Annotated in this window: 21 protein-coding genes; 7 read left to right on the top strand and 14 right to left on the bottom strand. The window is 69.8% G+C overall.

Features of this window, described 5'->3' with window-relative positions; genetic code table 11:
- Positions 1–12 precede the first annotated feature (12 nt).
- The 6 genes from RHOFW104R8_RS09915 to RHOFW104R8_RS09890 all read left to right on the top strand — a co-directional run bounded on the left by RHOFW104R8_RS09915 (position 13) and on the right by RHOFW104R8_RS09890 (position 5,808).
- Complete coding sequence (locus RHOFW104R8_RS09915; RefSeq protein WP_068097724.1) at positions 13–375, top strand: cupin domain-containing protein; 363 nt, start codon at positions 13–15, stop codon at positions 373–375.
- Positions 372–1,532, top strand: a complete 1,161-nt coding sequence (gene proB, locus RHOFW104R8_RS09910; RefSeq protein WP_068097726.1) for a glutamate 5-kinase — start codon at positions 372–374, stop codon at positions 1,530–1,532. Before RHOFW104R8_RS09915 ends, proB begins: the two co-directional genes overlap by 4 nt.
- On the top strand, positions 1,529–2,791 hold the full coding sequence (locus RHOFW104R8_RS09905) for a glutamate-5-semialdehyde dehydrogenase (RefSeq protein WP_068097729.1): 1,263 nt from the start codon (positions 1,529–1,531) through the stop codon (positions 2,789–2,791). The genes proB and RHOFW104R8_RS09905 overlap by 4 nt, the downstream gene beginning before the upstream one ends.
- 193 nt (positions 2,792–2,984) lie before the next feature.
- Complete coding sequence (locus RHOFW104R8_RS09900) at positions 2,985–3,680, top strand: ABC transporter ATP-binding protein (protein WP_068097732.1); 696 nt, start codon at positions 2,985–2,987, stop codon at positions 3,678–3,680.
- Positions 3,680–4,618 carry an efflux RND transporter periplasmic adaptor subunit gene (locus RHOFW104R8_RS09895; protein WP_068097735.1) on the top strand — a complete coding sequence of 313 codons (939 nt, stop codon included), beginning with the start codon at positions 3,680–3,682 and terminating at the stop codon, positions 4,616–4,618. The genes RHOFW104R8_RS09900 and RHOFW104R8_RS09895 overlap by 1 nt, the downstream gene beginning before the upstream one ends.
- Entirely contained in the window at positions 4,618–5,808 is a 1,191-nt protein-coding gene (locus RHOFW104R8_RS09890; RefSeq protein WP_068097738.1) for an ABC transporter permease, read from the top strand. Before RHOFW104R8_RS09895 ends, RHOFW104R8_RS09890 begins: the two co-directional genes overlap by 1 nt.
- Positions 5,809–5,844: 36 nt before the next feature.
- Here the strand turns inward: RHOFW104R8_RS09890 and kynU are convergent, their stop codons facing one another.
- The 6 genes from kynU to RHOFW104R8_RS09860 form a co-directional block, all read right to left on the bottom strand.
- The gene (kynU, locus tag RHOFW104R8_RS09885; RefSeq protein ID WP_068097741.1) at positions 5,845–7,140 is read right to left on the bottom strand and encodes a kynureninase; all 1,296 of its coding nucleotides are present in this window, start codon (positions 7,138–7,140) and stop codon (positions 5,845–5,847) included.
- Between the two features lie 125 nt (positions 7,141–7,265).
- A complete protein-coding gene (locus RHOFW104R8_RS09880) occupies positions 7,266–7,787 on the bottom strand; it encodes a hypothetical protein (RefSeq protein WP_068097744.1) in 522 nt (173 codons plus the stop codon).
- Entirely contained in the window at positions 7,784–8,818 is a 1,035-nt protein-coding gene (locus RHOFW104R8_RS09875) for an amidohydrolase family protein (protein ID WP_068097747.1), read from the bottom strand. The genes RHOFW104R8_RS09880 and RHOFW104R8_RS09875 overlap by 4 nt, the downstream gene beginning before the upstream one ends.
- 64 nt (positions 8,819–8,882) lie before the next feature.
- Positions 8,883–10,982 carry an FUSC family protein gene (locus tag RHOFW104R8_RS09870; protein ID WP_068097752.1) on the bottom strand — a complete coding sequence of 700 codons (2,100 nt, stop codon included), beginning with the start codon at positions 10,980–10,982 and terminating at the stop codon, positions 8,883–8,885.
- A 172-nt stretch (positions 10,983–11,154) separates the two neighbouring features.
- Positions 11,155–11,718 carry an elongation factor P-like protein YeiP gene (yeiP, locus tag RHOFW104R8_RS09865; protein WP_068097755.1) on the bottom strand — a complete coding sequence of 188 codons (564 nt, stop codon included), beginning with the start codon at positions 11,716–11,718 and terminating at the stop codon, positions 11,155–11,157.
- 84 nt (positions 11,719–11,802) lie between these two features.
- The gene (locus RHOFW104R8_RS09860) at positions 11,803–12,570 is read right to left on the bottom strand and encodes an SDR family NAD(P)-dependent oxidoreductase (protein ID WP_068097758.1); all 768 of its coding nucleotides are present in this window, start codon (positions 12,568–12,570) and stop codon (positions 11,803–11,805) included.
- A 198-nt stretch (positions 12,571–12,768) separates the two neighbouring features.
- On the opposite strand from RHOFW104R8_RS09860, the gene RHOFW104R8_RS09855 reads away from it, so the two are divergent.
- Entirely contained in the window at positions 12,769–13,269 is a 501-nt protein-coding gene (locus tag RHOFW104R8_RS09855; protein ID WP_068097761.1) for an RcnB family protein, read from the top strand.
- A gap of 74 nt (positions 13,270–13,343) precedes the next feature.
- Here RHOFW104R8_RS09855 and RHOFW104R8_RS09850 read toward each other — a convergent pair whose 3' ends face one another.
- The 8 genes from RHOFW104R8_RS09850 to RHOFW104R8_RS09815 form a co-directional block, all read right to left on the bottom strand.
- The gene (locus tag RHOFW104R8_RS09850; protein ID WP_068097766.1) at positions 13,344–13,907 is read right to left on the bottom strand and encodes a GNAT family N-acetyltransferase; all 564 of its coding nucleotides are present in this window, start codon (positions 13,905–13,907) and stop codon (positions 13,344–13,346) included.
- A gap of 10 nt (positions 13,908–13,917) precedes the next feature.
- Complete coding sequence (locus tag RHOFW104R8_RS09845) at positions 13,918–14,520, bottom strand: YdeI family protein (RefSeq protein WP_068097769.1); 603 nt, start codon at positions 14,518–14,520, stop codon at positions 13,918–13,920.
- 9 nt (positions 14,521–14,529) lie between these two features.
- Complete coding sequence (locus tag RHOFW104R8_RS09840; protein WP_068097772.1) at positions 14,530–15,018, bottom strand: GNAT family N-acetyltransferase; 489 nt, start codon at positions 15,016–15,018, stop codon at positions 14,530–14,532.
- Between the two features lie 13 nt (positions 15,019–15,031).
- Positions 15,032–16,351 carry an amidohydrolase family protein gene (locus RHOFW104R8_RS09835; protein WP_068097774.1) on the bottom strand — a complete coding sequence of 440 codons (1,320 nt, stop codon included), beginning with the start codon at positions 16,349–16,351 and terminating at the stop codon, positions 15,032–15,034.
- 54 nt (positions 16,352–16,405) lie between these two features.
- Positions 16,406–17,308: a hydroxymethylglutaryl-CoA lyase gene (locus tag RHOFW104R8_RS09830; RefSeq protein WP_068097775.1), complete on the bottom strand. Its 903-nt coding sequence runs from the start codon at positions 17,306–17,308 to the stop codon at positions 16,406–16,408.
- A gap of 112 nt (positions 17,309–17,420) precedes the next feature.
- Positions 17,421–19,415 (bottom strand): biotin carboxylase N-terminal domain-containing protein, encoded by a 1,995-nt coding sequence (locus RHOFW104R8_RS09825; RefSeq protein ID WP_068097776.1) that lies wholly within the window; start codon positions 19,413–19,415, stop codon positions 17,421–17,423.
- 102 nt (positions 19,416–19,517) lie between these two features.
- Positions 19,518–20,036, bottom strand: coding sequence for a cupin domain-containing protein (locus RHOFW104R8_RS09820; protein WP_068097779.1), 519 nt, complete (start codon positions 20,034–20,036; stop codon positions 19,518–19,520).
- Entirely contained in the window at positions 20,033–20,839 is an 807-nt protein-coding gene (locus RHOFW104R8_RS09815; RefSeq protein ID WP_068097782.1) for an enoyl-CoA hydratase-related protein, read from the bottom strand. The genes RHOFW104R8_RS09820 and RHOFW104R8_RS09815 overlap by 4 nt, the downstream gene beginning before the upstream one ends.
- Positions 20,840–20,919 lie beyond the last annotated feature (80 nt).

Here is a 20,919-nt window from a genome sequence, read left to right as displayed (position 1 = left end):
AGAGGGCACGACATGGCGGCGGTCAGCACGGCGAACGCGCAGCACTACCACTGGGGTGACGCCTGCGACGGCTGGCACCTGCTGGCCGGCGGCGACCTCAGCGTGATCGAGGAGCGCATGCCGCCGGGTACCGCTGAACAGCGTCACCGGCATGTGCGGGCGCGCCAGTTCTTCTACGTGCTGGAAGGCACGGCCATGCTGGAAGTCGACGGCGTGACGCATCGGTTGCGGCGCGACGAGGGGCTGCACGTGCCGCCCGGCGCCGCGCACCAGATGCGCAACGACAGCGCCGTCGACGTCCGTTTCCTCGTGGTCTCCGCGCCGAAGAGCCATGGCGACCGCACGCTGGCGCCGCGGGCGGAGGGCGCCGCATGAGCACGCTGGCCGAGCAGGCGCTGCCGCGCTGGCGCCGCGCGGTGCTGAAGGTGGGCAGCAACCTGCTCGCCGCCGACGGCGGCGGCCTCACTCCGCGCCATGCCGAGGCGCTGGCCGCCTTCATCGCCGCCAGCCACGCCGAAGGCCGCGAGGTGGTGCTGGTGTCCTCCGGCGCGGTGGCGGCGGGACGCGCGTTGCTGCGCGAGCATGCGAGCCACGGCGGCGGACTGGCCGCACGGCAGGCGCTGGCCGCGCTGGGCCAGGCGCCAATGGTCGCGCTGTGGCAGTCCCTGAGCGCGCGGCCGGTGGCGCAGGTGCTGCTGACCCACGACGACCTGCGCAACCGCCGCCGCTACCTCAACGCGCGCGCCACCCTGCGCGAGCTGCTGCAGCTCGGCGTGCTGCCGGTGGTCAACGAGAACGACACCGTCTCGGTGGACGAGTTGAAGCTCGGCGACAACGACAACCTCGCCGCCATCGTGGCCGCGCTGGTCGATGCCGACCTGCTGCTGATCGCCTCCGACGTCGATGCGCTGTACAGCGCCGATCCGCGGCGCGATCCCGCCGCCGTGCCGATCGTGCACGTTGCCGCGCTCACGCCGGAGATCGCCGCCATGGCCGGCGACAGCGGCAGCGCGGTCGGCACCGGCGGCATGCGCACCAAGCTGCAGGCGGCGGCGAAGGCCGCCGCGGCCGGCATCCCCACGGCCTTGTTCAGCGGCCGCGAGACGGCCACCGTGCAGGCGCTGCAGCGCGGGCAGCTGCGCGGCACCCTGATCGCCGCGGCCGCCATGCGGTTGCAGGCGCGCAAGTACTGGCTGCGCCACGCACCCGCGGCGCCGGGCCGTATCCGCGTCGACGCCGGCGCCGCGAAGGCGCTGGCCGGCGGCCGCGTCTCGCTGCTGCCGGGCGGCGTGGTGGGTGCCGACGGCGAGTTCCACCGCGGCGACCTGGTCGAGATCGTCGATGCCGCCGGCATCGCCATCGCGCGCGGGCTCAGCCAGTACGGTGCCGCCGAGGTGCGCCGGCTGGCCGGGCGGCACAGCCGCGAGATCGACGGCGCGCTCGGCTACAGCTACGGCGACGAGGTGGTGCATCGCGACGATCTCGTCACCATGAACCGCCCGGTGGCATCCGGGCAGGAAATCGAGTCATGAGCACGATCAGGGAACAGGCGCTGGCCTGCCGCGATGCCGCCCAGGTGGTCGCCATACTCGACACCGGGGCGAAGCGCGCGCTGTTGCGCGACATGGCCGCGGCGCTGGAAGCGCAGTCCGCCGCGGTGCTGGCCGCCAACGCCGAGGACATGCGCCAGGCCGTGGCGAAAGGCGTGCAGGGCGCCATGCTCGACCGCCTGCGGCTGGACGAGGCGCGCGTGGCCGGCATCGCCGGCGCGTTGCGCGAGGTGGCCGAACTGCCCGATCCGGTCGGCGTGGTCACCCGCCGCGAGACGCGCCCGAACGGGCTGTCGATCGAACGCGTGCGCATCCCGCTGGGCGTGGTCGCGATGATCTACGAGGCACGCCCCAACGTCACCGCCGATGCCGCGGCGCTGTGCCTGATGGCCGGCAACGCGGTGATCCTGCGCGGCGGTTCCGAGGCGATCCATTCCAATCTCGCCATCGCCGCGGCATTGCACGCCGCGCTGCGCGCGCACGGCGTGCCCGAGGCCGCAGTGACGGTGTTGCAGGACCTCAGCCGCGGAGCGATGGTCGAACTGCTGCAGCTGAGCGACATCGTCGACCTCGCCATCCCGCGCGGCGGCGAAGGCCTGATCCGCTTCGTCGCCGAGCACGCGCGGGTGCCGGTGATCAAGCACTACAAGGGTGTCTGCCACCTGTACGTGGACCGCGCCGCCGACCTCGACCTGGCGTTGAACCTGCTGGTCGACGGCAAGACCTCGCGCCCCGGCGTGTGCAACGCGCTGGAAACGCTGCTGGTGCATCGCGACGTGGCCGACATGTTCCTGCCACGCGCCACGCAGGCACTGCGCGTGCGCGGCGTCGAACTGCGCGGCGACGAGCGCAGCCGCGCGCTGGTGCCCGGCATCCATGCGGCGACCGACGACGACTACGCCGCCGAATTCCTCGACCTGATCCTCGCCGTGCGCGTGGTCGACGATCTCGACGCCGCCATCGCCCACATCCGCCGCTACGGCTCCGACCACACCGAAGTCATCGCCACCGCCGCCGAAGCCGCCGCGCAACGCTTCGTGCAGGCGATCCGCTCTGCCGTGGTGATGGTCAACGCCTCCTCGCGCTTCAGCGACGGCGGCGAACTCGGCCTCGGCGCCGAGATCGGCATCTCCACCACGCGCCTGCACGCCTACGGCCCGATGGGCGCCGAGGCGCTCACGGTGGAGCGCTTCGTGGTGCGCGGAGTAGGGCAGGTGCGGCATTCGCAGGGCCGGGCATAGGGCATTTGGCTGTCCGCTTTCGACGGTGGATTCGTCCTGTCGCTCGTATCACCCAATCCATGCGGGCCGCGCGTGCGCGCGATTTCTTGCGTGGCATCCATGCCTGTCGCATTCCGAACGGCGGGCTACAATCCGGCGCAGGTACTTCCGAAGGCGGCAGTCGTTGACGACCCACTCAGACCAGGAACTCGCCGTGCGCTGCCGCGGCCTGACCAAGCGCTACGGTTCGGGCGACGAGCGCGTGGATGCGCTGCGTGGCGTCGATCTCGATGTGCGCAGCGGGGAATTGCTGATGCTGGTGGGCCCCTCGGGCTGCGGCAAGACCACCTTGATCTCGATCATCACGACGATCCTCGACCAGGACGACGGCACGTGCGAAGTGCTTGGCCGTGACGTTGGCTGCATGCCGGAGAGCGAGCGCACGCGCTTTCGCGGCGAGGCCATCGGCTTCGTGTTCCAGGCCTTCAACCTGCTGCCTGCGCTCACGGCGGTGGAAAACGTGTCGGTGCCCCTGCTGCTGTCCGGCATGGCGCGGGAGGCGGCCGAGAAGCGCGCCAGGTCCGTGCTCGAAGAGGTCGGGCTGGCGGCACGGGCCGACGCGCTGCCGCGCAAGCTGAGCGGCGGACAGCAGCAGCGCGTCGCCATCGGGCGTGCCCTGGTGCACGATCCGAAGCTGGTGGTGTGCGACGAACCGACCAGCAACCTCGATGCGAAGACGGGACACGAGATGATGGACATTCTGCGCGGAGTGGCCCGTGCGCCCGGCCGGGCCCTCATCGTGGTTACGCACGACAACCGCACCTTCGGGTACGCCGACCGCATGGCGCGCATGGAAGACGGACGGGTCGTCGAGGTCAGCGATGGCGAGCGGCAGGAAGTGCAGCCGTGATGGCGCCCTTCGAGAAGCGGATCTACCTGCTGGCTGGCCTGGCGATAATCGGTGTGGCGATTGCCGTCGCTGTCGTCTTGCGCTCCGGCGACTCGGCCGTGGTGACGACCTCCGCGGAGCCGGTCGAGCAGGTGCCCTTTACCGACTACGTCGTCGGAACAGGCATCACCGAAACCGGCCTGGGCAATGTCTCGATCGGCACCGCCGTTCCCGGCGTGGTGAGCGCGATCTACGTGAGGCCGGGCGACGAGGTCGGGGCTGGCGCTCCGCTCTTCAGAATCGATGACCGTGACCTGCAGGCGCGACTCGGCGTCGCCAAGGCCAATGTCCGGCTGACCCAGGCGGCGCTGGCGAAGCCCTCGCACCGGCTGGATTACCTCACGCGCCTGCAGCAGCTCGACAAGGCCGCCATCAGCGTCGAGGCTCTGACCAATGCCAGGGACGACATGGAGGCGGCCGCCTCGGCGGTGGAGACGGCCTCGGCGACAGTGCGGCAGATCGAGGTCGACATCGGGCGATCGGAAGCCCATGCCCCCATCGCAGGGCGCGTCCTGCAGGTCAACGTGCGGGTGGGCGAGTTTGCGCCTGCGGGCGAGGTGGCCAAGCCGCTGGTGCTGATCGGCGACGACAGGCGCATGTATCTGCGCGTGGACATCGACGAGAACGATGCCTGGCGCGTTCGTCCACGGACGCAGGCACGCGCGTTCGTGCGCGGCAATCCACAGCTGTCCATTCCGCTGCGCTTCGAGTACATCGAGCCATACGTCACCCCCAAAACCTCGCTGACGGGGCAGAGCACCGAGCGCACGGATGTCCGCGTGCTGCAGGCGATCTACAGTTTCGAGCGCGGCACCTTGCCGGTGTACCTCGGCCAGCAGATGGACGCTTTCATCGAGGTGCCGGCTGCGCCGGCAAAAGCGGCGGCCGGACAGCGCTGATGTTTCGGATCGCGCTGAAGATGCTGGCGGCGGATCGCGCGAAGTTCGTGGGGCTGCTGTTCGGGATCGCGTTCACCTCCTTCCTGGTCACCTTCGCCGCCTCGTATTTCTGCGGCTTCATGACCGATGGATTCGCCCTGATTGCCGAGAATGGCGCCACGGATGTGTGGGTGATGGACCCGGCGGTCGAGTCCGTGGAGCAGACCATCAACATGCCGACGTCCGTGTTGGACCGGGTGCGCAGCGTCCAGGGCGTCGGCCGCGCGGTGCCGCTGGCGCTGGGCACGGCGGACGTGCGCTTCGCGAACGGGCAGTTCCAGACCTTCCAGGTGATCGGTGTGGACGACGCGTCGCTGGCCGGCGTGCCGGTGGTACCCGGGCGGAATCCGGGCGAGTTGCGCGCGCGCAATGCGGTGATCGTCGACGCGGGCGGTACGACCGGCAAGCTGGAGACGCCAGCGTTTGCGCGGGACCAGTGGCCGCACGACGGCGCGCACCTGGATGCGCCGACGCGCGAGCTGCGTGGCGGCGACGAGTTGCTGGTCAACGAGCATCTGGTGCGCGTGCTGGGCCAGTCCTCGACCTTGCCGCGCTACCCGCCGCGGCCGTTGCTCTATACCACGCTGTCCAATGCGCTGCGCATCCTGCCGGTGGAACCGCATACGCTGACCTTCGTGATGGTGCAGGCTGCGGCAGGCGTCTCGCCGCGGGAGCTGGCAAGGCGCATCGAGCAGCGCACCGGCCTGCGCGCGCGTGCGACGGCCGACTTCAAGTCCGATACGGTCCGCTGGTTCCTGGTCAACTCCGAGGATGTCGGCGACATCGCGGCGATGCTGACGCTGGCGATGACCATGGGGTTCGGCGTCACCGGCGTCATGCTCTACATGTTTACCTATGAGCACCAGAGCCAGTACGCCGTGCTCAAGGCGCTGGGAACGTCATCCAGGGTGCTGACCGCGATGGTGCTGGTGCAGGCTGCGGTGTGCGCATTGCTTGGCGCCGGCATGGGCCTGGGCCTGTGCGGCATCGCCGGCGAGGTCGTCGCCCGGCTGGGTTTCCCATTCCGCATGATGTGGTTCACCCCGCTGGCGGGCTTGCTGGGCGTCGTCCTGGTGAGCGTGGCGGCGGCCTTGATCAGCGTGCGCCCGGTGGTGAAGTTGCAGCCGGCGATCGTGTTTGCCGGGCGATGAGCCGGTGGTGGCGGCTTGTTCCGAGCCACAGCCGGTTCAGACGCTGCGGCTCCACTCCCGCACCGCTTCCGCAAACGCCAGGCAATCCGCAAAGCGGTTGTACAGCGGCGCGGGCGAGATGCGGATCACGTCGGGTTCGCGCCAGTCGCCGATGATGCCGTGGGCCATCAGGTATTCGAACAGGGCGCGGCCGCGTTCGCGGCCGCCGGTCACGCGGATCGACAGCTGGGCGCCGCGGCGATCAGGCTCGGCCGGGGTTACCACCTGCAGCACGTCGGCCAGCTGGGTCTGCACCAGCCATTCCAGGTAGCCGGTGAGCTGCAGCGATTTCTCGCGCAGGCGATCCATGCCGGCGCGGCGGAAGATCTCGAGCGACACGCGCAGCGGGGCCAGCGCGAGGATCGGCGGGTTGGACAGCTGCCAGCCGTCGGCGCCGGGGGTGGGGTGGAACTCCGGGCCCATCTGGAAGCGCGTGGTCTTGTCGTGGCCCCACCAGCCGGCGAAGCGCGGCAGCGCGGCGGTGGCGTGGCGCTCGTGCACGAAGGCGCCGCCGATCGCGCCGGGGCCGCTGTTCAGGTATTTGTAGCTGCACCAGATGGCGAAGTCGGCGCCGCTGTCGTGCAGTTGCAGCGGCAGGTTGCCGACCGCGTGGGCGAGGTCGAAGCCGACCGTGCAGCCGTGCCGGTGCCCCAGCGCGCTAATCGCCTTGAGGTCGAACGCCTGGCCGGTGCGGTACTGCACGCCGGGCAGCAGCACCAGCGCGATCTGCTCGCCGTGCTCGGCCAGCGCGCGCTCGATCGCCTGCATCGAGGTGGTGCCGTTCGGTTCGTCGGCCTCCAGCTCGATCAGCGACAGCGCGGGACTGAAGCCGTGGAAGCGGACCTGCGACTCCACCGCGTAACGGTCGGTGGGAAAGGCACCGGCCTCGATCAGGATGGCGTGGCGCTCGGGCGTGGGGCGGTAGAAGCTCACCATCATCAGGTGCAGGTTCACGCCCAGGGTGTTCATCGCCACCACTTCAGCGGGCCGGGCACCGACCACGGCGGCGAGGTCGTCGCGCACGAACTCGTGGTAGTCCATCCACGGCAGGCGGCCCTTGAAGTGGCCTTCCACCGCGAGTTCGCCCCAGTAGTCCAGCTCGGCGTTGACCGCCTCGCGCACCGCACGCGGCTGCAGGCCCAGCGAGTTGCCGCAGAAGTACACGCTGTCTGACGGCCGGCTGTCGTGCCCTTCGTGCGGCGGGATCAGGAACTCGTCGCGGAAGGCGCGCAGCGGGTCGGCGGCGTCGCGGGCCTGGGCCCAGTCGAGGGTGGCTTCGAAACTTGCGGACATTGGGTATCTCTTCGAGGTGTTGGCTCATCTTCCCCGCGTACGGGAAGGGGGAGAGCGTGCGCGAAGATCAAGAGCAACCCCTCCCCAGCCCTCCCCTGCGAAGCAGGGGAGGGAGCGATGCGGGTTTACTTCAGTTGCGCGGCGATGGCGTTGCAGCCCTTGTCGAACTCGGCTTTCCAGGCGGCGCCGGCCTGGCTCTGGCTGGGGCGCATGCAGCGCAGCTGGATTGCCTGGCCGTTCTTGAACCAGTAGTGCTCGACGTAGCTGAACTCGGCGCCGTTTTCCTGGGCGGTGTAGAGGTTGCTGTTGGGGCTGGGCGGCACCGCGGCGGCCTTGTAGCCCGGCAGGGCCAGTGCCTTGGCGGTGGCATCGCCCATGTACTGCTGGAACCCGCTGATGTCGCGCACCTGCTTCACCGTCACGGTGACGCGGGCCAGGCTGTTCCTGCCGGTGGGCGAGGGGTCGGGCACCTGGAACACGCGGGCCTCGGGGTCGCCCTCGGTTTCCATGATGCCGAGCCAGCCGCCCGGCGTGCTGAAGTGGATGCTGCCGCCGGCCATGCTGACGTCGGCGGCGCGGCTGCCGCCGACCGCCAGCAGGCCAGCGGCGAAGGCGATTGCGAGAGTGGTGCTGCGCAGGAGGCTCATGCGGATTCCTCGGAGATGGGATCGGGGGCGAAACGGTGGCGGGGCAGTCCCAGCCATTCCAGCGCGGTGCCGTGGAACAGTCGCGCGCGATCGGCTTCGTCCAGGCCCAGCGCCTCGATGCCGCTGCCGGGTTCCTGCTCCCCCAGCGGGAAAGGATAGTCGGTGCCTAGCATCACCTGGCGGGCACCCGTCACATCCAGCAGATAGCGCAGCGAGCGGTCGTCGTGCACGCAGGAGTCGAAGTAGAAACGCTGGAGGTATTCGCGCGGGTTGCGCGGGTTGTCGGTGGCGACCAGGTCCGGGCGCATCCGGAAGCCGTGCTCGATGCGGCCGATGGTGGCAGGGAAGCTGCCGCCGCCGTGGGCCAGCATCACGCGCAGCTTCGGCAGCCGCTCCAGCACGCCGCCGAAGGCCAGGCAGCAGGCGGCGCGCGACTGCTCGGCCGGCATGCCGACCAGCCACGGCATCCAGTACTTGGGCATCGACGCCGCACCCATCATGTCCCACGGATGCACCAGCACCGCGGCGCCGAGGTCGGCGGCGGCCTCGAAGAACGGGAACAGCTCCGGCGCATCCAGGTTCCAGTCGCCGCAGTGCGAGCCGATCTGCACGCCTTGCAGGCCCAGTTCGTCGATGCAGCGTTCCAGCTCGCGCATGGCCAGCTGCGGCGCCTGCAGCGGCACCGTGCCGATGCCGGCGTAGTGGCGCGGATGGTCGCGGCAGATGCCGGCCATGTGGTCGTTCAGGTGGCGATGCAGCTCCAGCGCCTGGTGGCCGGGCGCCCAGTACGAGAACAGCACCGGCACGGTGGAGATCACCTGCACGTCGACGCCGAAGCGGGCGTAGTCGTCGATCCGGGTCTGCGGGTCGAACGCGGAATCCCACACTTCGCGGAAGAAGCGGCTGTCCTTGTAGATGCGGTGGCGCCCGTCGGTATGGGTCATCACCGGAAAGCGGTCGTCGCCGTATTTGGCCGCCAGGTTCGGCCAGTCGCGGGGCAGGATGTGCGCGTGGGTGTCGATCTTGAGCATCCGCGCAGTGTAAAACCTCCGCACAGTGGCGTCGCGTTGCGCCCGCACATGGCGCGGCGCGGGGTTACGCCGATGCCTGGTTCGCTCCGGCGGCAGGCTCCTGCGCGCCGCGCTTCATGACGTGGGCCAGCGTGTTGACGTTGTCGACCAGGCGGTCGCTGATCCGCGCCAGCAGCTCGAGCGCGACGCGGTCGCCGCCTTCCTGCATCGACGTGACCAGCTCGCGCTGCATGGCGCGCAGCTCGGGCAGGGCGCCGAGCGGCTGCTGCTCGCGCAGCGCCGCGGCGATGGCCTGCACCGCGTCGGCGGCCTGTTCGACGAAGTGGCGGATGGCGGAGGCTGCCGGCAGCGCGGCGAGGTCGTCGAGGGTGGCTTCCAGCGTCATCGCGGTGCGCGCCAGGCGGTTGCCGTTGGCGAACAGCGCGCGGGCCAGCGCCAGCAGTTCCGGTGGCGTGGCCGGCTCGGTGCGCATGCGGTCGATCGAGGCTTGCGCATTGGTGCGCGCGGTGCGCGCCGCGGTGCGGGTGTCGTCGTGCGCGCCGGTCTGCCCGGGTTGCGCCAGCGCGCGCAGGTAGCTGGCGTAGGCGCCCAGCATCACCGCCAGCGCGGCGCGGGCGCGGCCGCGTTCCCAGGTCGGCCAGGCCACGTAGGCGAGCATGGCCATGCCGCAGCCGAGCGCGGTGTTGAGCACCCGGTCCGCCACCGCCAGCCCGGGATTGACGCCGTCGAAGGACAGCAGGATCACCACGGTGCCGGTCAGCGCCGCCACCGCGATGCCGTAGTGCGCGCCGGCCAGGTAGCGGAACGCCATGCACAGCACCGCCATCAGGGCCAGGTGCGCCCATGGCTCGTCCGGCGCGATGCGCAACAGCACGGTGGTGAGCACCAGCCCGAGCACGGTGCCGAGCACGCGCAGCAGGCCGAAATTGAAGGTGGCGGCGAAGTCCGGACGCAACACGATCGCCGCGGTCATCGGCAGCCAGTAGCCGTGCGGCAAGTGCAGCAGGCGCGAGAACCACAGTGCGGCGGTGAGGCAGGCCGCCATGCGCACGGCGTGGCGGAACGCTACCGAACGCGGGGTGAGGTTGGCGCGCAGGGTGGCCCAGCTGGAATTGCTGCGCAGCGATCTGGGCAGCCGCGTCTCCGCCTCGCTGGCGCGCAGTTCGCCGCCGCTGCCGGCCCAGTCGGCGTTGCGCACGGCGGCGGCGAGCTGGCCGGCCAGCGCGTGGATGTGCGCAGCTAGGCCGCTGGCGCGATCGCTGCCGTCGAGCAGGGCGTACTCGCTGGCGCGCAGGGTCTGCAGTGCGCGGCCGGCCTGTTCGGGCGAGTCGCCCCGTTCCAGCGCGTCGGCGATCGCCGCCAGCACGCGGGCGGCGTCGCCGCGGAACATCGCGTGGATGGTCGGGTCGGCGTGCAGCGCGGTCATCGCGGTGAGTTCCAGCCGGATCCGCTCGGCCAGTTCCAGCAGCACGCCGAATGCCTCCATCGCGCGGCCATGCGCACGGTCGCGGCCGAGCAGGGTGTGCTGCAGCGTGGTCATCGCCTCGGTCAGCGCGGGCACGTCGGCTTCGTCGTGCGACGGCTGCCGGGCCACCGCGGCCAGCCCGGCATACACCTCGGCCAGCGCCAGTCGTTCCGGCCAGTAGCGTTGCAGCGGCCACGCCGCCAGCGAGAACGCCGTGAGCAGCAGGCCGCCGGCGAAGATCAGCGCGGCGCCGCCAAGCGCGTGGCCGAGGGAGGCCGGCGTGGACGCGGTGATCACCAGCAGGATCATGCTGGTCATGCCGACCCGCGCGGTATCCGTGCCGAACACCACCAGCAGGCCGCCGAAGAAGCCGCAGGCGGCGGTGGCGAGCAGGATCGGCAGCAGCAGGCCGCCGATCAGGAAACCCACCAGGGCGGCGAGGCCGGCGGCCAGCGACGCCAGCAGCAGTTGCCGCAGGCGCTGGCGGTACGGCCCGGGCTGGTCGGAGAACATCGTGTCCAGCGCGCCGGCGGCCACGCCCAGCCCGATCTGCGGGTAGCCGGTGGCCATGCCCACGGCCAGCGGCAGCACCACCGCCGCGGTATTGCGCAGCACCACCCGCAGCGGCACGTCCGGCCGCTTGATGTGGGTCAGGCTCTCGATCGCATGGGCGCGTAGCGAATAGGCGCTGGAGGACATGGGAGGGCCAGGAGTGAGTGAAGAGGAGTGAGAAGCGAGAGAGGACTCGTGACTCGGGCAAGGTTACCGTGCCGCCCGATCCGATGCTCCACGGCCTGCGTGGGACGAGAAGCGGGGCAACCTCGAACCGTTTTATCTCTCGTTTCTCACTCCTCTCCCCTCACTTCTGCCCTCAGGCCCTGCCGGCGAACTCGCCGGTCAGCGTGTTCACCCACACCTTTTCGTCGTTGGTGATGTACTCGGGCACCTGAATCTCGATGCCGGTGCCGAGCTTGGCCGGCTTGGTGCGCTTGGTGGCGCTGGCGCCCTTCATCTCCGGCGCGGTGTCGACCACGGTCAGCACCACGCTGGTGGGCACCTGCAGGCCCACCGGGGCGTCGTCGATCAGCTGCACGTAGTAGCCCTCGACGTCCTCCACGATGTAGCCGGCGTTGTCGCCGACCAGCTCGGGCGAAAGCAGGTACTGGGTGTAGTCCTCGGCATCCATGAACACGAACGCGTCGCCGTCCATGTAGGAGAAGTTGGCGGCGCGGCGCACCAGGTCCATCTCTTTCAGGTCGTCGTCGGCGCGCAGGCTGAGGTCGAACTTGCGTGCGCCCGGGATCGAATACATGGTGAAACGGAAGGTGACATTGCCGCCGCGCGCGGTAGGCGCGCTGCGCTCGATGTCGCGCACCTGGTAGACGGTGCCGTCGTGTTCGACCACGTTGCCTTTCTTGACGTCGGAAGCTTTCATGAGTGCCCGGGAAGTAGTGATCTATTTGAAGAGTGCGGCCATGGATGGCCGCTTTTTGACTTTCGCGCCCATGGATGAACGCACTTACTTCGCCGCCAGCCGCACCGCGCCGTCCAGCCGGATCGTTTCGCCGTTGATGTAGCGGTTGCCGAGGATGAAGGCGACCGTCGAGGCGAACTCCGCCGGCTGGCCCAGCCGCGAGGGGAACGGGATCGAGGCGGAGAGCGATTGCTGCACGGCTTCGGGCATGCCGTCGACCATCGGGGTCCAGAAGATGCCCGGCGCGATGGTCGCCACGCGGATGCCGAAGCGCGCCAGCTCGCGCGCCATCGGCAGGGTCATGCCGACCACGCCGCCCTTGGAGGCGGAGTAGGCGGCCTGGCCGATCTGGCCTTCGTAGGCGGCCACGCTGGCGGTGTTGATGATCACGCCGCGCTCGCCGTCCTCGCCTGCCGCGTTGCCCTGCATCAATGCCGCGCCGGCCTTGGCCACGTTGAAGCTGCCGACCAGGTTCACCATCACGGTGGTGGCGAAGGTGGACAGCGGCATCGGGCCTTCCTTGCCCAGCACGCGGCCGGCGCCGAGGATGCCGGCGCAGTTCATCACCACGTTGAGGCCGCCCATCGCGTGGTGCGCGGCAGCCACGTTGGTGGCCACGCCGTCCTCGGAGGCGACGTCGGTGCGGAAGAAACGCGCGGCCCCGCCCAGTTCCCTCGCGGCGGCCTGGCCCTTGTCCTCGTTGACGTCGAACAGTGCGACCCTGCCGCCGTTCGCCACCAGATGCTGCGCCACCGCGTGGCCGAGACCGGAGGCGCCACCGGTGATGATTGCCTTGACCTGATCGAGCCGCATAGGGAATCCTTGGTAGCCAACGTCGAAAGGCCGCCATGGTAGCCGACCGGCGCGGGTTGCTGCAGGCTGAACGCGAAATCTGCCGTGGCAGGGGATTCACGCCGTGTTGGGGCGGCGGCGGCCATCTTGGACCCGAACCACCGGGCAGGCCGGGTTCGTCCGGGCAGGCCTTTTTCCATCGAGGATGGGGAGCAATGCATGAAGAAGCTACTGAGTCTGTCTGCCGTTCTGGGTGCCATGCTGATGCTGGCCAGTGGCTCCGCGCTGGCCCAGGGCAACGGCCATGGCCGGGGCCATGGTCACGGCAATGGCAATGATGGGTATGAGCAGGACGATGGCGACCGCGGCAATGGCCATGACCGCGGCCGCTACGAGCGGGGCGATGGTTACCGCGACGATGACGGCGGCCGCTACGTGCGCGACGAAGACGGCGACAACCAGGGCAACGGCCATGGTCGCGGCCACGCCTATGGCCATTACAAGAACTGGCATGATCGCGGCCGCCACGAGGGGTGGTACAAGCGCGGCGGCTACCTGCCGGAGGAATACCGCAGCACCCGCTACGTGGTGACGGACTGGCGCCAGTACGACCTGCGCGAACCGCCACGCGGCTACCGTTGGGTGCGCAGCGACAGCGGCGACTACCTGCTGGTGGCGATCGCCACCGGCGTGATCGTCGACCTGCTGCTCAACCACTAGGCGCCAGCCGGCGCATCACCGGGGCCGACGGCGTGCCTGCGACCTGCAGGCACGCCGTTTTCGTTGCGGCCGGTTCAGCCCAGCAGGGCGTGCAGCGCCGGCGTATCGGCAAGTGCCTGGAACGGCGTCACGGGTTGCGGCGGAGTGGCGGCCGGCTGAAGTTCCTTCTGCCAGACGCCCACGTCCCACCATTGCCCCAGCTTGTAGCCGCACTGGCGCCACACCCCCGCGGGGGCGAAACCCATCGTTTCGTGCATCGCCACGCTGGCGGTGCCGGGCAGGGTGATCACACCGACGGCCTGAGTGAGGCCCTGCAGCCGCATCACGTCCAGCAGCACGCCGTAGAGCCGGCGCGCGATGCCGCGGCGGTGCGCATCGTGGCGCACGTAGATCGAGGTTTCGGCGATCCAGTCGTAGGCGGCGCGCTCGCGAAAGCGCCCGGCGTAGGCGTAGGCCAGCACTTCGCCGTCCTCCTCCCACGCCAGCCACGGGTAGTGCCTGAGGCGCGCGCGCAGGCGTTCGCGCATGGCGTCGACGCCGGGCAGCTCGGTTTCGAAGGTGGCCACGCCGTCGCTGACCGACGGCGCGTAGATCGCGTGGATGGCGGCGGCGTCTTCGTCGCGGGCGATGCGGATCATGAACGGGCTCTCAGCATGTCTCGTACTTCCAGTTGCGCCGCTTGCCTTCGGCCAGCCACTCCAGGGTGGTGGCCAGGCGTTTCCGGCGGGTGGTGTCTGTTTTGGCTTCGCCAATCCACTCGATGTATTCGCGTTGCGCGCCGGGCGGGAAGCTCGCCCACGCCTTGCGTGCGGTGGCGTGCTGGTGCTCGGCGAGCAGGGCGGACAGGTCGTCCGGCAGCGTCGGCGCGGGTTTCGCGGCGGCCTTCGGGCGCGCCTTCCTCACCCCGGCTTCGTTCAGCGCCATCGCCTTCTTCAGGTGGGCGGCGAGCTGCCTGTCCGATGGCAGGTCCTTCAGTGTGGCGAGCTTGCCGAACTGGCCCATGCCGTCTTCGTCGCTGCCGCCGGCGACTTCCTTCGACAGCCAGAAACCGAAGCTGCAGTGCTGCTTGAACGCGGCCATCATGCACATCGGCGCGGCCTTGTAGCTGAAGAACGGCATGCCCCACTTGATGCCTTCTTCCACCTCGGGACAGGCGGCGTGCACGCGGGTGCGCAGGTGTTCCAGGATCGGCCGGGCGAATGCGGCGGATTTCGCGATATAGGCGTCGACGCGGGGATCGTGGTTCGCCATGCCGTGACCTCACAACTCGCGGATGAAGAAGTGGTCACAACTGAAATGGCCGGTACCGCCCATCGGCGCGCACAGCGGAGTGAAACCGCTGCGCCGGTACAGCGCCTGGGCAGCATCCATGCCGGTCAGCGTTTCCAGGTAGCAGCGCCTGAAGCCGTGCGTGCGCGCCGCGTCGAGGCAGCGCTGCATCATCGCCGTGCCCGCGCCAATGCCGCGCGCTGCGGGCAGGAAGTACATCTTGCGCAGCTCGCACACCTCCGGCTCGCCGCCTTCCAGCGGCGCCACGCCGCCGCCGCCGATCACCACGCCGTCGCGCTCGACCACGAAATAGCTGCAGCGCGGCTGCGCATAGGCCTGGTACATGGTGTCCACCTCGGCGTCGTGGATCGCGAAACCGGGGCCGTCGGCACCGAACTCGGGCATCACGCTGCGGATGATCGCGGCCATCGCCGCGTTGTCGGAGGGCTCGATCGGGCGGATCAGGAAAGCGCTGGTCATGGAGCCGTGCCGGTCATCGGGTCATGTCGGGGGTGCGGTAGGGAATGCCGTCCTTCATCACGAAGACCGGTTTCTTCAGGGCGTCGATCTGCGTGCTCGGATCGCCGCTGAACGCGGCGAGGTCGGCCGCCAGGCCGGGCGCGATGCGGCCAAGGTGCTGCGACTGGCGCAGGATTTTCGCCGCCACGTTGGTGGCCGCGTGCAGCGCTTGCGCCGGAGTCATGCCGTAGGCCACCATCGCGGCCGGTTCGCGCCAGTTGTCGCCATGCGTGAACACGCCGACGTCGCTGCCGTTGCCGATCGTCACGCCCAGCTTCAGCGCGGTGCGGAACGCGCGCTCCGCTTCGCGCATGCGCTCGGTCGGTGCGCTCTGGCCCGGCACGTAGTGCTGGAAATACTCGGCGGTGGCGGCGACCGCGGTGAGCGTGGGCTCGTAGGCGATGCCGCGCTGCTTCATCAGCTTGAACGTCGCCTCGCTGGCGCCGTAGCCGTGTTCGACGCTGTCCACGCCGGCTTCCACCGCCATGCGCACGCCGGCGTCGCTGGCCGCGTGCACCGCGACCGGGCGGCCGATCTGGTGCGCGGTCTCGACCAGTGCCTTCAATTCGGCGGGCGTGAAGGTAGGTACGGTGGCGCCATCGGGGCCGACGCGGTAGTCGCCATAGATCTTGATCCAGTCGGCGCCGCGTGCAGCCTGCTCGCGTACCGCCGCCATCGCGGCATCCACGCCGCTGACTTCCTGCGCGCCGCCGGGCAGCTCGATGTCCGGCCGGAAGCCGCGCGGACCGGGGCCATAGCTGGCGGTGGCGACGATCGCGCGGGTGGCCACCAACAGCCGTGGACCGGGGATCAGGCCCTCGTCGATGGCGCGCTTCACCGACACGTCGGCGTAGCCGGCACCCTCGGTGCCGAGGTCGCGCAGGGTGGTGAAGCCGGCCAGCAGGGTGGTCTTCGCGTGGGCGGCGGCTTCCAGCGTGCGGTAGTCCTGCGGCTCGGTCAGCACCTGGTCGTTCCACAGCGTTTCGTTGTACGGATGCAGGAACAGGTGCGAGTGCAGGTCGATCAGGCCGGGCGTGAGCGTGGCGCCGGGCAGCTCGACGCGCTGCGCACCGGCCGGCGCCTGGATCGATGCGGCCGGCCCCACCGCGGCGATCGCGCCGTCGTGCACCAGCACCGCCCAGCCGCTATGCGCGGCATCGCCGTCACCGGTCCACACGCGTTCGGGCAGCAGCAGCCAGTCGCCCTTCGGCGTGGCGGCGGTCGCGCACAGGGAACACAGCAGGAGCAGCAGGATCGCCGCCGTTTGCCACCAGGTCGTCAGGCTTGCGCGCATCGCTTGGGTCCGGTCAGCCGAAGCGCCGATGATAGCGAGCTTTTCGCGGAGTGTTCAGGCCGCGGCGGTGCGCGCGCGGGTGACCCGGCTGGCGGTTTCCTTGTGCAGTTGCGCGGCCAGCCAGGCGCCGGTGGCGACGAGCAGGTCGAGGTCGATGCCGGTCTCCATGCCTATGCCGTGCAGCATGTAGACCACGTCCTCGCTGGCCACGTTGCCGGTGGCGCCTTTCGCGTACGGACAGCCGCCGGTGCCGGAGACGGCGCTGTCGACCACGCGCACGCCTTCTTCCAGGCAGGCCAGGATGTTCGCCAGCGCCTGGCCGTAGGTGTCGTGGAAGTGCACGGCCAGGGCGTCCATCGGCACTTCCTGCGCCACCGCGTGCAGCATCGCGCGCGCCTTCGCCGGCGTGCCGACGCCGATGGTGTCGCCCAGCGAGATCTCGTGACAGCCCAGCTCGTACATGCGCCGCGCCACGCGCACCACGTCGGCTATCGGTACCTCGCCCTGGTACGGGCAGCCGAGCACGGTGGAGACATAGCCGCGCACCGTCACCTCGTCGGCCTGGGCCTGCTCGATCACCGGGATGAAGCGCTCGATCGACTCGTCGATCGAGGCGTTGATGTTCTTGCGGTTGAACGCTTCCGACGCGGCGGTGAACACCGCGACCGCACGCGCGCCGACTTCGCGCGCGCGCTGGTAGCCCTGCAGGTTCGGCACCAGCACCGGGTAGCTCACGCCCGGCACCTTGCGGATGCCGTGGAACACCTCGGCCGCGTCGGCAAGCTGCGGCACCCATTTCGGGCTGACGAAGCTGGTGGCCTCGATCGTCTGCAGGCCGGTGGAGGAGAGCCGGTCGATCAACGCGATCTTCACCTCGGCCGGCAGCAGGGTCTTCTCATTCTGCAGGCCGTCGCGGGCGCCGACTTCGACGATGCGGACGTGATTGGACGGGTTCATGCGAAAGCTCCGGTAGGGAGGTGAAGTTGCCGCTCGCCGGGACGGCAAGGGCGGGCATTGCCCGCCGGCTCTCAACGATGCGTCACGCCGGGTACGGCGGGCCGTGCCCGCCCTACGAAGCCGAAGCGAATTTCACCAGCACGGCGTCGGCCTCGACGAACTCGCCTTGCGTCGTGTTCACGCTCTCGATGGTGCCGGCGCGTGGCGCCTTCAAGGCCAGCTCCATCTTCATCGCCTCCATCACCAGCAGTTCCTGGCCCTGTTCGACCACGTCGCCGGCCTCGGCCTTCACCAGCACGATGCGGCCGGGCATCGGCGCGGTCACCTGGTGGCCACCGGCGGCGTCCTTCGATTCCCAGGCGAACGCGGCGGCGCGGCTGAAGCTGTAGCGCTGGCCACGGGCGTCATGCAGCAGCACATGGGCGGCGTCGCTGCGCAGCGGCACGCGGCGCGCCTCGCCGTCGAAGCGGGCGCTGAGGCCGTCGTCTTGCAGGCGCGCGCCGCGGACTTCGCAGCCCGCCTCGGCATGGCGCAGCCGGTAGTCGCCGGCGTGGCCGTGCGCCTCGATCTCGAATCGCCGTTCGCGCGAGGCCAGCGCCACGATGCGCTTGCCGGCGTGGCCGATGCGCCAGGCATCGGCGCGCACCCACGGAGAATGAGGGTCGGTCGCGGTGCCCTGCACGTGCAGCTCGTCATGCAGCAGCGCGGCGGTGGCGGCGGCGAACAGCACGTCGTCGCTCGGCGACACGTCGCCGACCAGGAACTCGTCGAGGTGGCGGTCGAGATAGCCCGTGTCGATGCGCCCGTCGACCACCGCCGGGTGCCGCGCCAGCCGTTCGAGGAAGCCGATGTTGGATTTCGGGCCGATGATTTCGCACGCGGCCAGCGCTTCGCGCAGCCGTTGCAGGGCCTGCGGGCGGTCGCGGTCGAACACGATCAGCTTGGCGATCATCGGGTCGTAGAAGATCGTCACGGTGTCGCCTTCGGCCACGCCGCCGTCGAGGCGCACGTGTGGCGATGGCGCGGGCAGGCGCAAGGTCTGCAGCTTGCCTGAGCCGGGCAGGAAGTTCTGGTCGGGATCTTCCGCGTACAGGCGCACCTCGATCGCATGGCCGTGGGCGTGTACTTCGCTCTGCGTGAGCGGCAGCGGCTGGCCGGCGGCCACGCGCAGTTGCCATTCGACCAGGTCCAGGCCGAGCGTCAGTTCGGTAACCGGATGCTCGACCTGCAGGCGCGTGTTCATCTCCATGAAGAAAAACTCGCCGCTCTGGGCGACGATGAATTCCACCGTACCGGCGCCGACGTAGTCGACCGCCTTCGCCGCGGCCACCGCGGCCTCGCCCATCGCGCGACGGCGGGCGGCATCGAGGAACGGCGAGGGGGTTTCCTCCAGCACCTTCTGGTAGCGGCGCTGGGCCGAGCATTCGCGCTCGTTGAGGTGGATCACGTTGCCGTGGTTATCGCCGAACACCTGGAATTCGATGTGGCGCGGGTGCTCGACGTAGCGCTCCAGGATCACGCGCGTGTCGCCGAACGAGCTGGCCGCCTCGCGCTGCGCCGAAGCCAGCGCGTCGGCGAACCCGGCCGCGCCGTGCACGATGCGCATGCCCTTGCCGCCGCCGCCGGCCGCGGCCTTGATCATCAGCGGGAAGCCGGTCTTCGCGGCCTGTTTGGCGAGATGACCTACGTCCTGATTCTCGCCGTGGTAGCCCGGCACCAGCGGCACGGCGTGCTGCTCCATCAGCGCCTTGGCGGCGGCCTTGGAACCCATCGCGTCGATGCTCGCGGGCTTCGGTCCGATGAAGGCGATGCCGGCGTCGCTGCAGGCGCGGGCGAAACCGGTGTTCTCGGACAGGAAGCCGTAGCCGGGGTGGATCGCCTGCGCACCGGTCTGCTTCGCCACGTCGAGGATGACGTCGCTGCGGAGGTACGAGTCGGCCGGGCGCGGTCCGCCGATCGGCCACGCCTCGTCGGCCTGCCGCACGTGTTGCGCGTCGCGGTCGGCTTCCGAATACACCGCGATGGTGTGGATGCCGAGGCGGCGGCAGGTGCGAATCACGCGGCAGGCGATTTCGCCGCGGTTGGCGATCAGTACGCGTTCGAACATGCGGGGTTCCCGAAGCCGTTGGTGTCGATGCAAAGCCACTCAAACTAACAGATTGCGGTGCCGGGGCCGATGCGCGGCGCAGCATGGCACGCCGCGCCGGAGTCATTCGCCGTCCCAGTAGTCGAGCGAATCCTGCTGCCGCCCGAGCACTCGGAATTTCCGCGGCTGGTCGTCCGCATCGCGCAGGCTGTCGTCGAACACCAGGTACTTGCCGGAATCCGGGTATTCGCAAATGTCCGGTGTTTCGTTGGTGCCGATCGCCAGGTAGCGCAGTTCGACGCTGCCGGTGTTGATGATCTGGTGTGCGGTTTCCGGGCCGCCGGGCGGGCAGGCGATGATGTCGCCGGCACGCAGCGGATAGCGCGCGTCGCCGTAGCGCAGCTCGCCGCTGCCTTCGAGGATGAAGAACATTTCTTCCGCGACGCGATGGTTGTGGAACGGGCAGTTGCGCTTGCCCGGCGCCACCACGGTGAGGTTGTAGCCGAGCTTGCGTGCGCCGATCCGGCTGGCGATCTCGCCCCAGCGGATGTCGTAGTCCGCGGCGTTCTTGCCGGTGGGTGTCATGGCGGGATCGACCGACTGCAGTTCGATCTGGTCAAGGTTGATGACCGGCCCGCTCATGGCACGTTTCCCGCGGCACCGACCCATGCCGGCGCGCGCTTGTCGAGGAAGGCGCCGAGGCCGTGCTGACCCTCCGGCGATACGCGCAGGCGGGCAATCAGTTCGGCGTTGGCGGCATCGATGCGCTCGGCTTGCGCCGGGTCGGCGCCGCCGATGCGCAAGGCCAGCCGCTTCGCCTCGCGCTGGGCCAGCGGGCCGGCCTTGCTCAGCAGGTGGAGCTGGCGCTCGATCGCCTCGTCCAGTTCGCCTGCGCATACCACCGCATGCAGCAGGCCGATCCGCGCCGCGGTGGCGGCGTCGAACACCTCGCCGGTGACGAACAGCCGGCGCGCCTCGCGCAGGCCGATCGCGGCGACCACGTACGGCGAGATCACCGCCGGCACCAGGCCCAGCTTCACTTCCGACAACGCGAACTTGGCGGTATCCACGCCGATCGCGATGTCGCAGCAGGCGACCAGACCCACGCCGCCGCCGTAGGCGGCGCCGTTGACGCGGGCGATGGTCGGCTTGGACAGGAACTGCAGGCTGCGCATCAGCCGCGCCAGGCGCAGCGAGTCCTCGCGGTTTTCCTGCTCGCTGGCGGTCGCCATGCCGCGCATCCAGTTGAGGTCGGCACCGGCGGAAAAGCAACTGCCGTTGCCGCTCAGCACCACCGCGCGCACGGCCGGGTCGGCGTCGGCGGCCGCCAGTGCGTCGGTCAGCGCGGCGATCAGTGCGTCGTCGAACGCGTTGTGGATCTGCGGGCGGTTCAGGGTGAGCCAGGCGACCGCGCCGCGGCGTTCGCTGAGGATGGAATCGGTCATCGGTCGTCCCTGCTGCAAATAACCCGATGATAAACCGGGGTGCGACAACAGGCTGTGGTGCAGCGGGCCGGGTGTGGGTT

Origin of the sequence: Rhodanobacter sp. FW104-R8 (assembly GCF_001617365.1) — a bacterium.
Taxonomy (GTDB): Bacteria; Pseudomonadota; Gammaproteobacteria; order Xanthomonadales; family Rhodanobacteraceae; genus Rhodanobacter.
This window is presented reverse-complemented; position numbering and strand designations above follow the sequence as displayed.

Bases quoted from the DNA above. Each gene is read 5' to 3' on its own strand.
- RHOFW104R8_RS09915 (WP_068097724.1), top strand. From the start codon at position 13: ATGGCGGCGGTCAGCACGGCGAACGCGCAGCACTACCACTGGGGTGAC.
- proB (WP_068097726.1), top strand. From the start codon at position 372: ATGAGCACGCTGGCCGAGCAGGCGCTGCCGCGCTGGCGCCGCGCGGTG.
- RHOFW104R8_RS09905 (WP_068097729.1), top strand. From the start codon at position 1,529: ATGAGCACGATCAGGGAACAGGCGCTGGCCTGCCGCGATGCCGCCCAG.
- RHOFW104R8_RS09895 (WP_068097735.1), top strand. From the start codon at position 3,680: ATGGCGCCCTTCGAGAAGCGGATCTACCTGCTGGCTGGCCTGGCGATA.
- RHOFW104R8_RS09890 (WP_068097738.1), top strand. From the start codon at position 4,618: ATGTTTCGGATCGCGCTGAAGATGCTGGCGGCGGATCGCGCGAAGTTC.
- kynU (WP_068097741.1), bottom strand. From the start codon at position 7,140: ATGTCCGCAAGTTTCGAAGCCACCCTCGACTGGGCCCAGGCCCGCGAC.
- RHOFW104R8_RS09880 (WP_068097744.1), bottom strand. From the start codon at position 7,787: ATGAGCCTCCTGCGCAGCACCACTCTCGCAATCGCCTTCGCCGCTGGC.
- RHOFW104R8_RS09875 (WP_068097747.1), bottom strand. From the start codon at position 8,818: ATGCTCAAGATCGACACCCACGCGCACATCCTGCCCCGCGACTGGCCG.
- RHOFW104R8_RS09870 (WP_068097752.1), bottom strand. From the start codon at position 10,982: ATGTCCTCCAGCGCCTATTCGCTACGCGCCCATGCGATCGAGAGCCTG.
- yeiP (WP_068097755.1), bottom strand. From the start codon at position 11,718: ATGAAAGCTTCCGACGTCAAGAAAGGCAACGTGGTCGAACACGACGGC.
- RHOFW104R8_RS09860 (WP_068097758.1), bottom strand. From the start codon at position 12,570: ATGCGGCTCGATCAGGTCAAGGCAATCATCACCGGTGGCGCCTCCGGT.
- RHOFW104R8_RS09855 (WP_068097761.1), top strand. From the start codon at position 12,769: ATGAAGAAGCTACTGAGTCTGTCTGCCGTTCTGGGTGCCATGCTGATG.
- RHOFW104R8_RS09850 (WP_068097766.1), bottom strand. From the start codon at position 13,907: ATGATCCGCATCGCCCGCGACGAAGACGCCGCCGCCATCCACGCGATC.
- RHOFW104R8_RS09845 (WP_068097769.1), bottom strand. From the start codon at position 14,520: ATGGCGAACCACGATCCCCGCGTCGACGCCTATATCGCGAAATCCGCC.
- RHOFW104R8_RS09840 (WP_068097772.1), bottom strand. From the start codon at position 15,018: ATGACCAGCGCTTTCCTGATCCGCCCGATCGAGCCCTCCGACAACGCG.
- RHOFW104R8_RS09835 (WP_068097774.1), bottom strand. From the start codon at position 16,351: ATGCGCGCAAGCCTGACGACCTGGTGGCAAACGGCGGCGATCCTGCTG.
- RHOFW104R8_RS09830 (WP_068097775.1), bottom strand. From the start codon at position 17,308: ATGAACCCGTCCAATCACGTCCGCATCGTCGAAGTCGGCGCCCGCGAC.
- RHOFW104R8_RS09825 (WP_068097776.1), bottom strand. From the start codon at position 19,415: ATGTTCGAACGCGTACTGATCGCCAACCGCGGCGAAATCGCCTGCCGC.
- RHOFW104R8_RS09820 (WP_068097779.1), bottom strand. From the start codon at position 20,036: ATGAGCGGGCCGGTCATCAACCTTGACCAGATCGAACTGCAGTCGGTC.
- RHOFW104R8_RS09815 (WP_068097782.1), bottom strand. From the start codon at position 20,839: ATGACCGATTCCATCCTCAGCGAACGCCGCGGCGCGGTCGCCTGGCTC.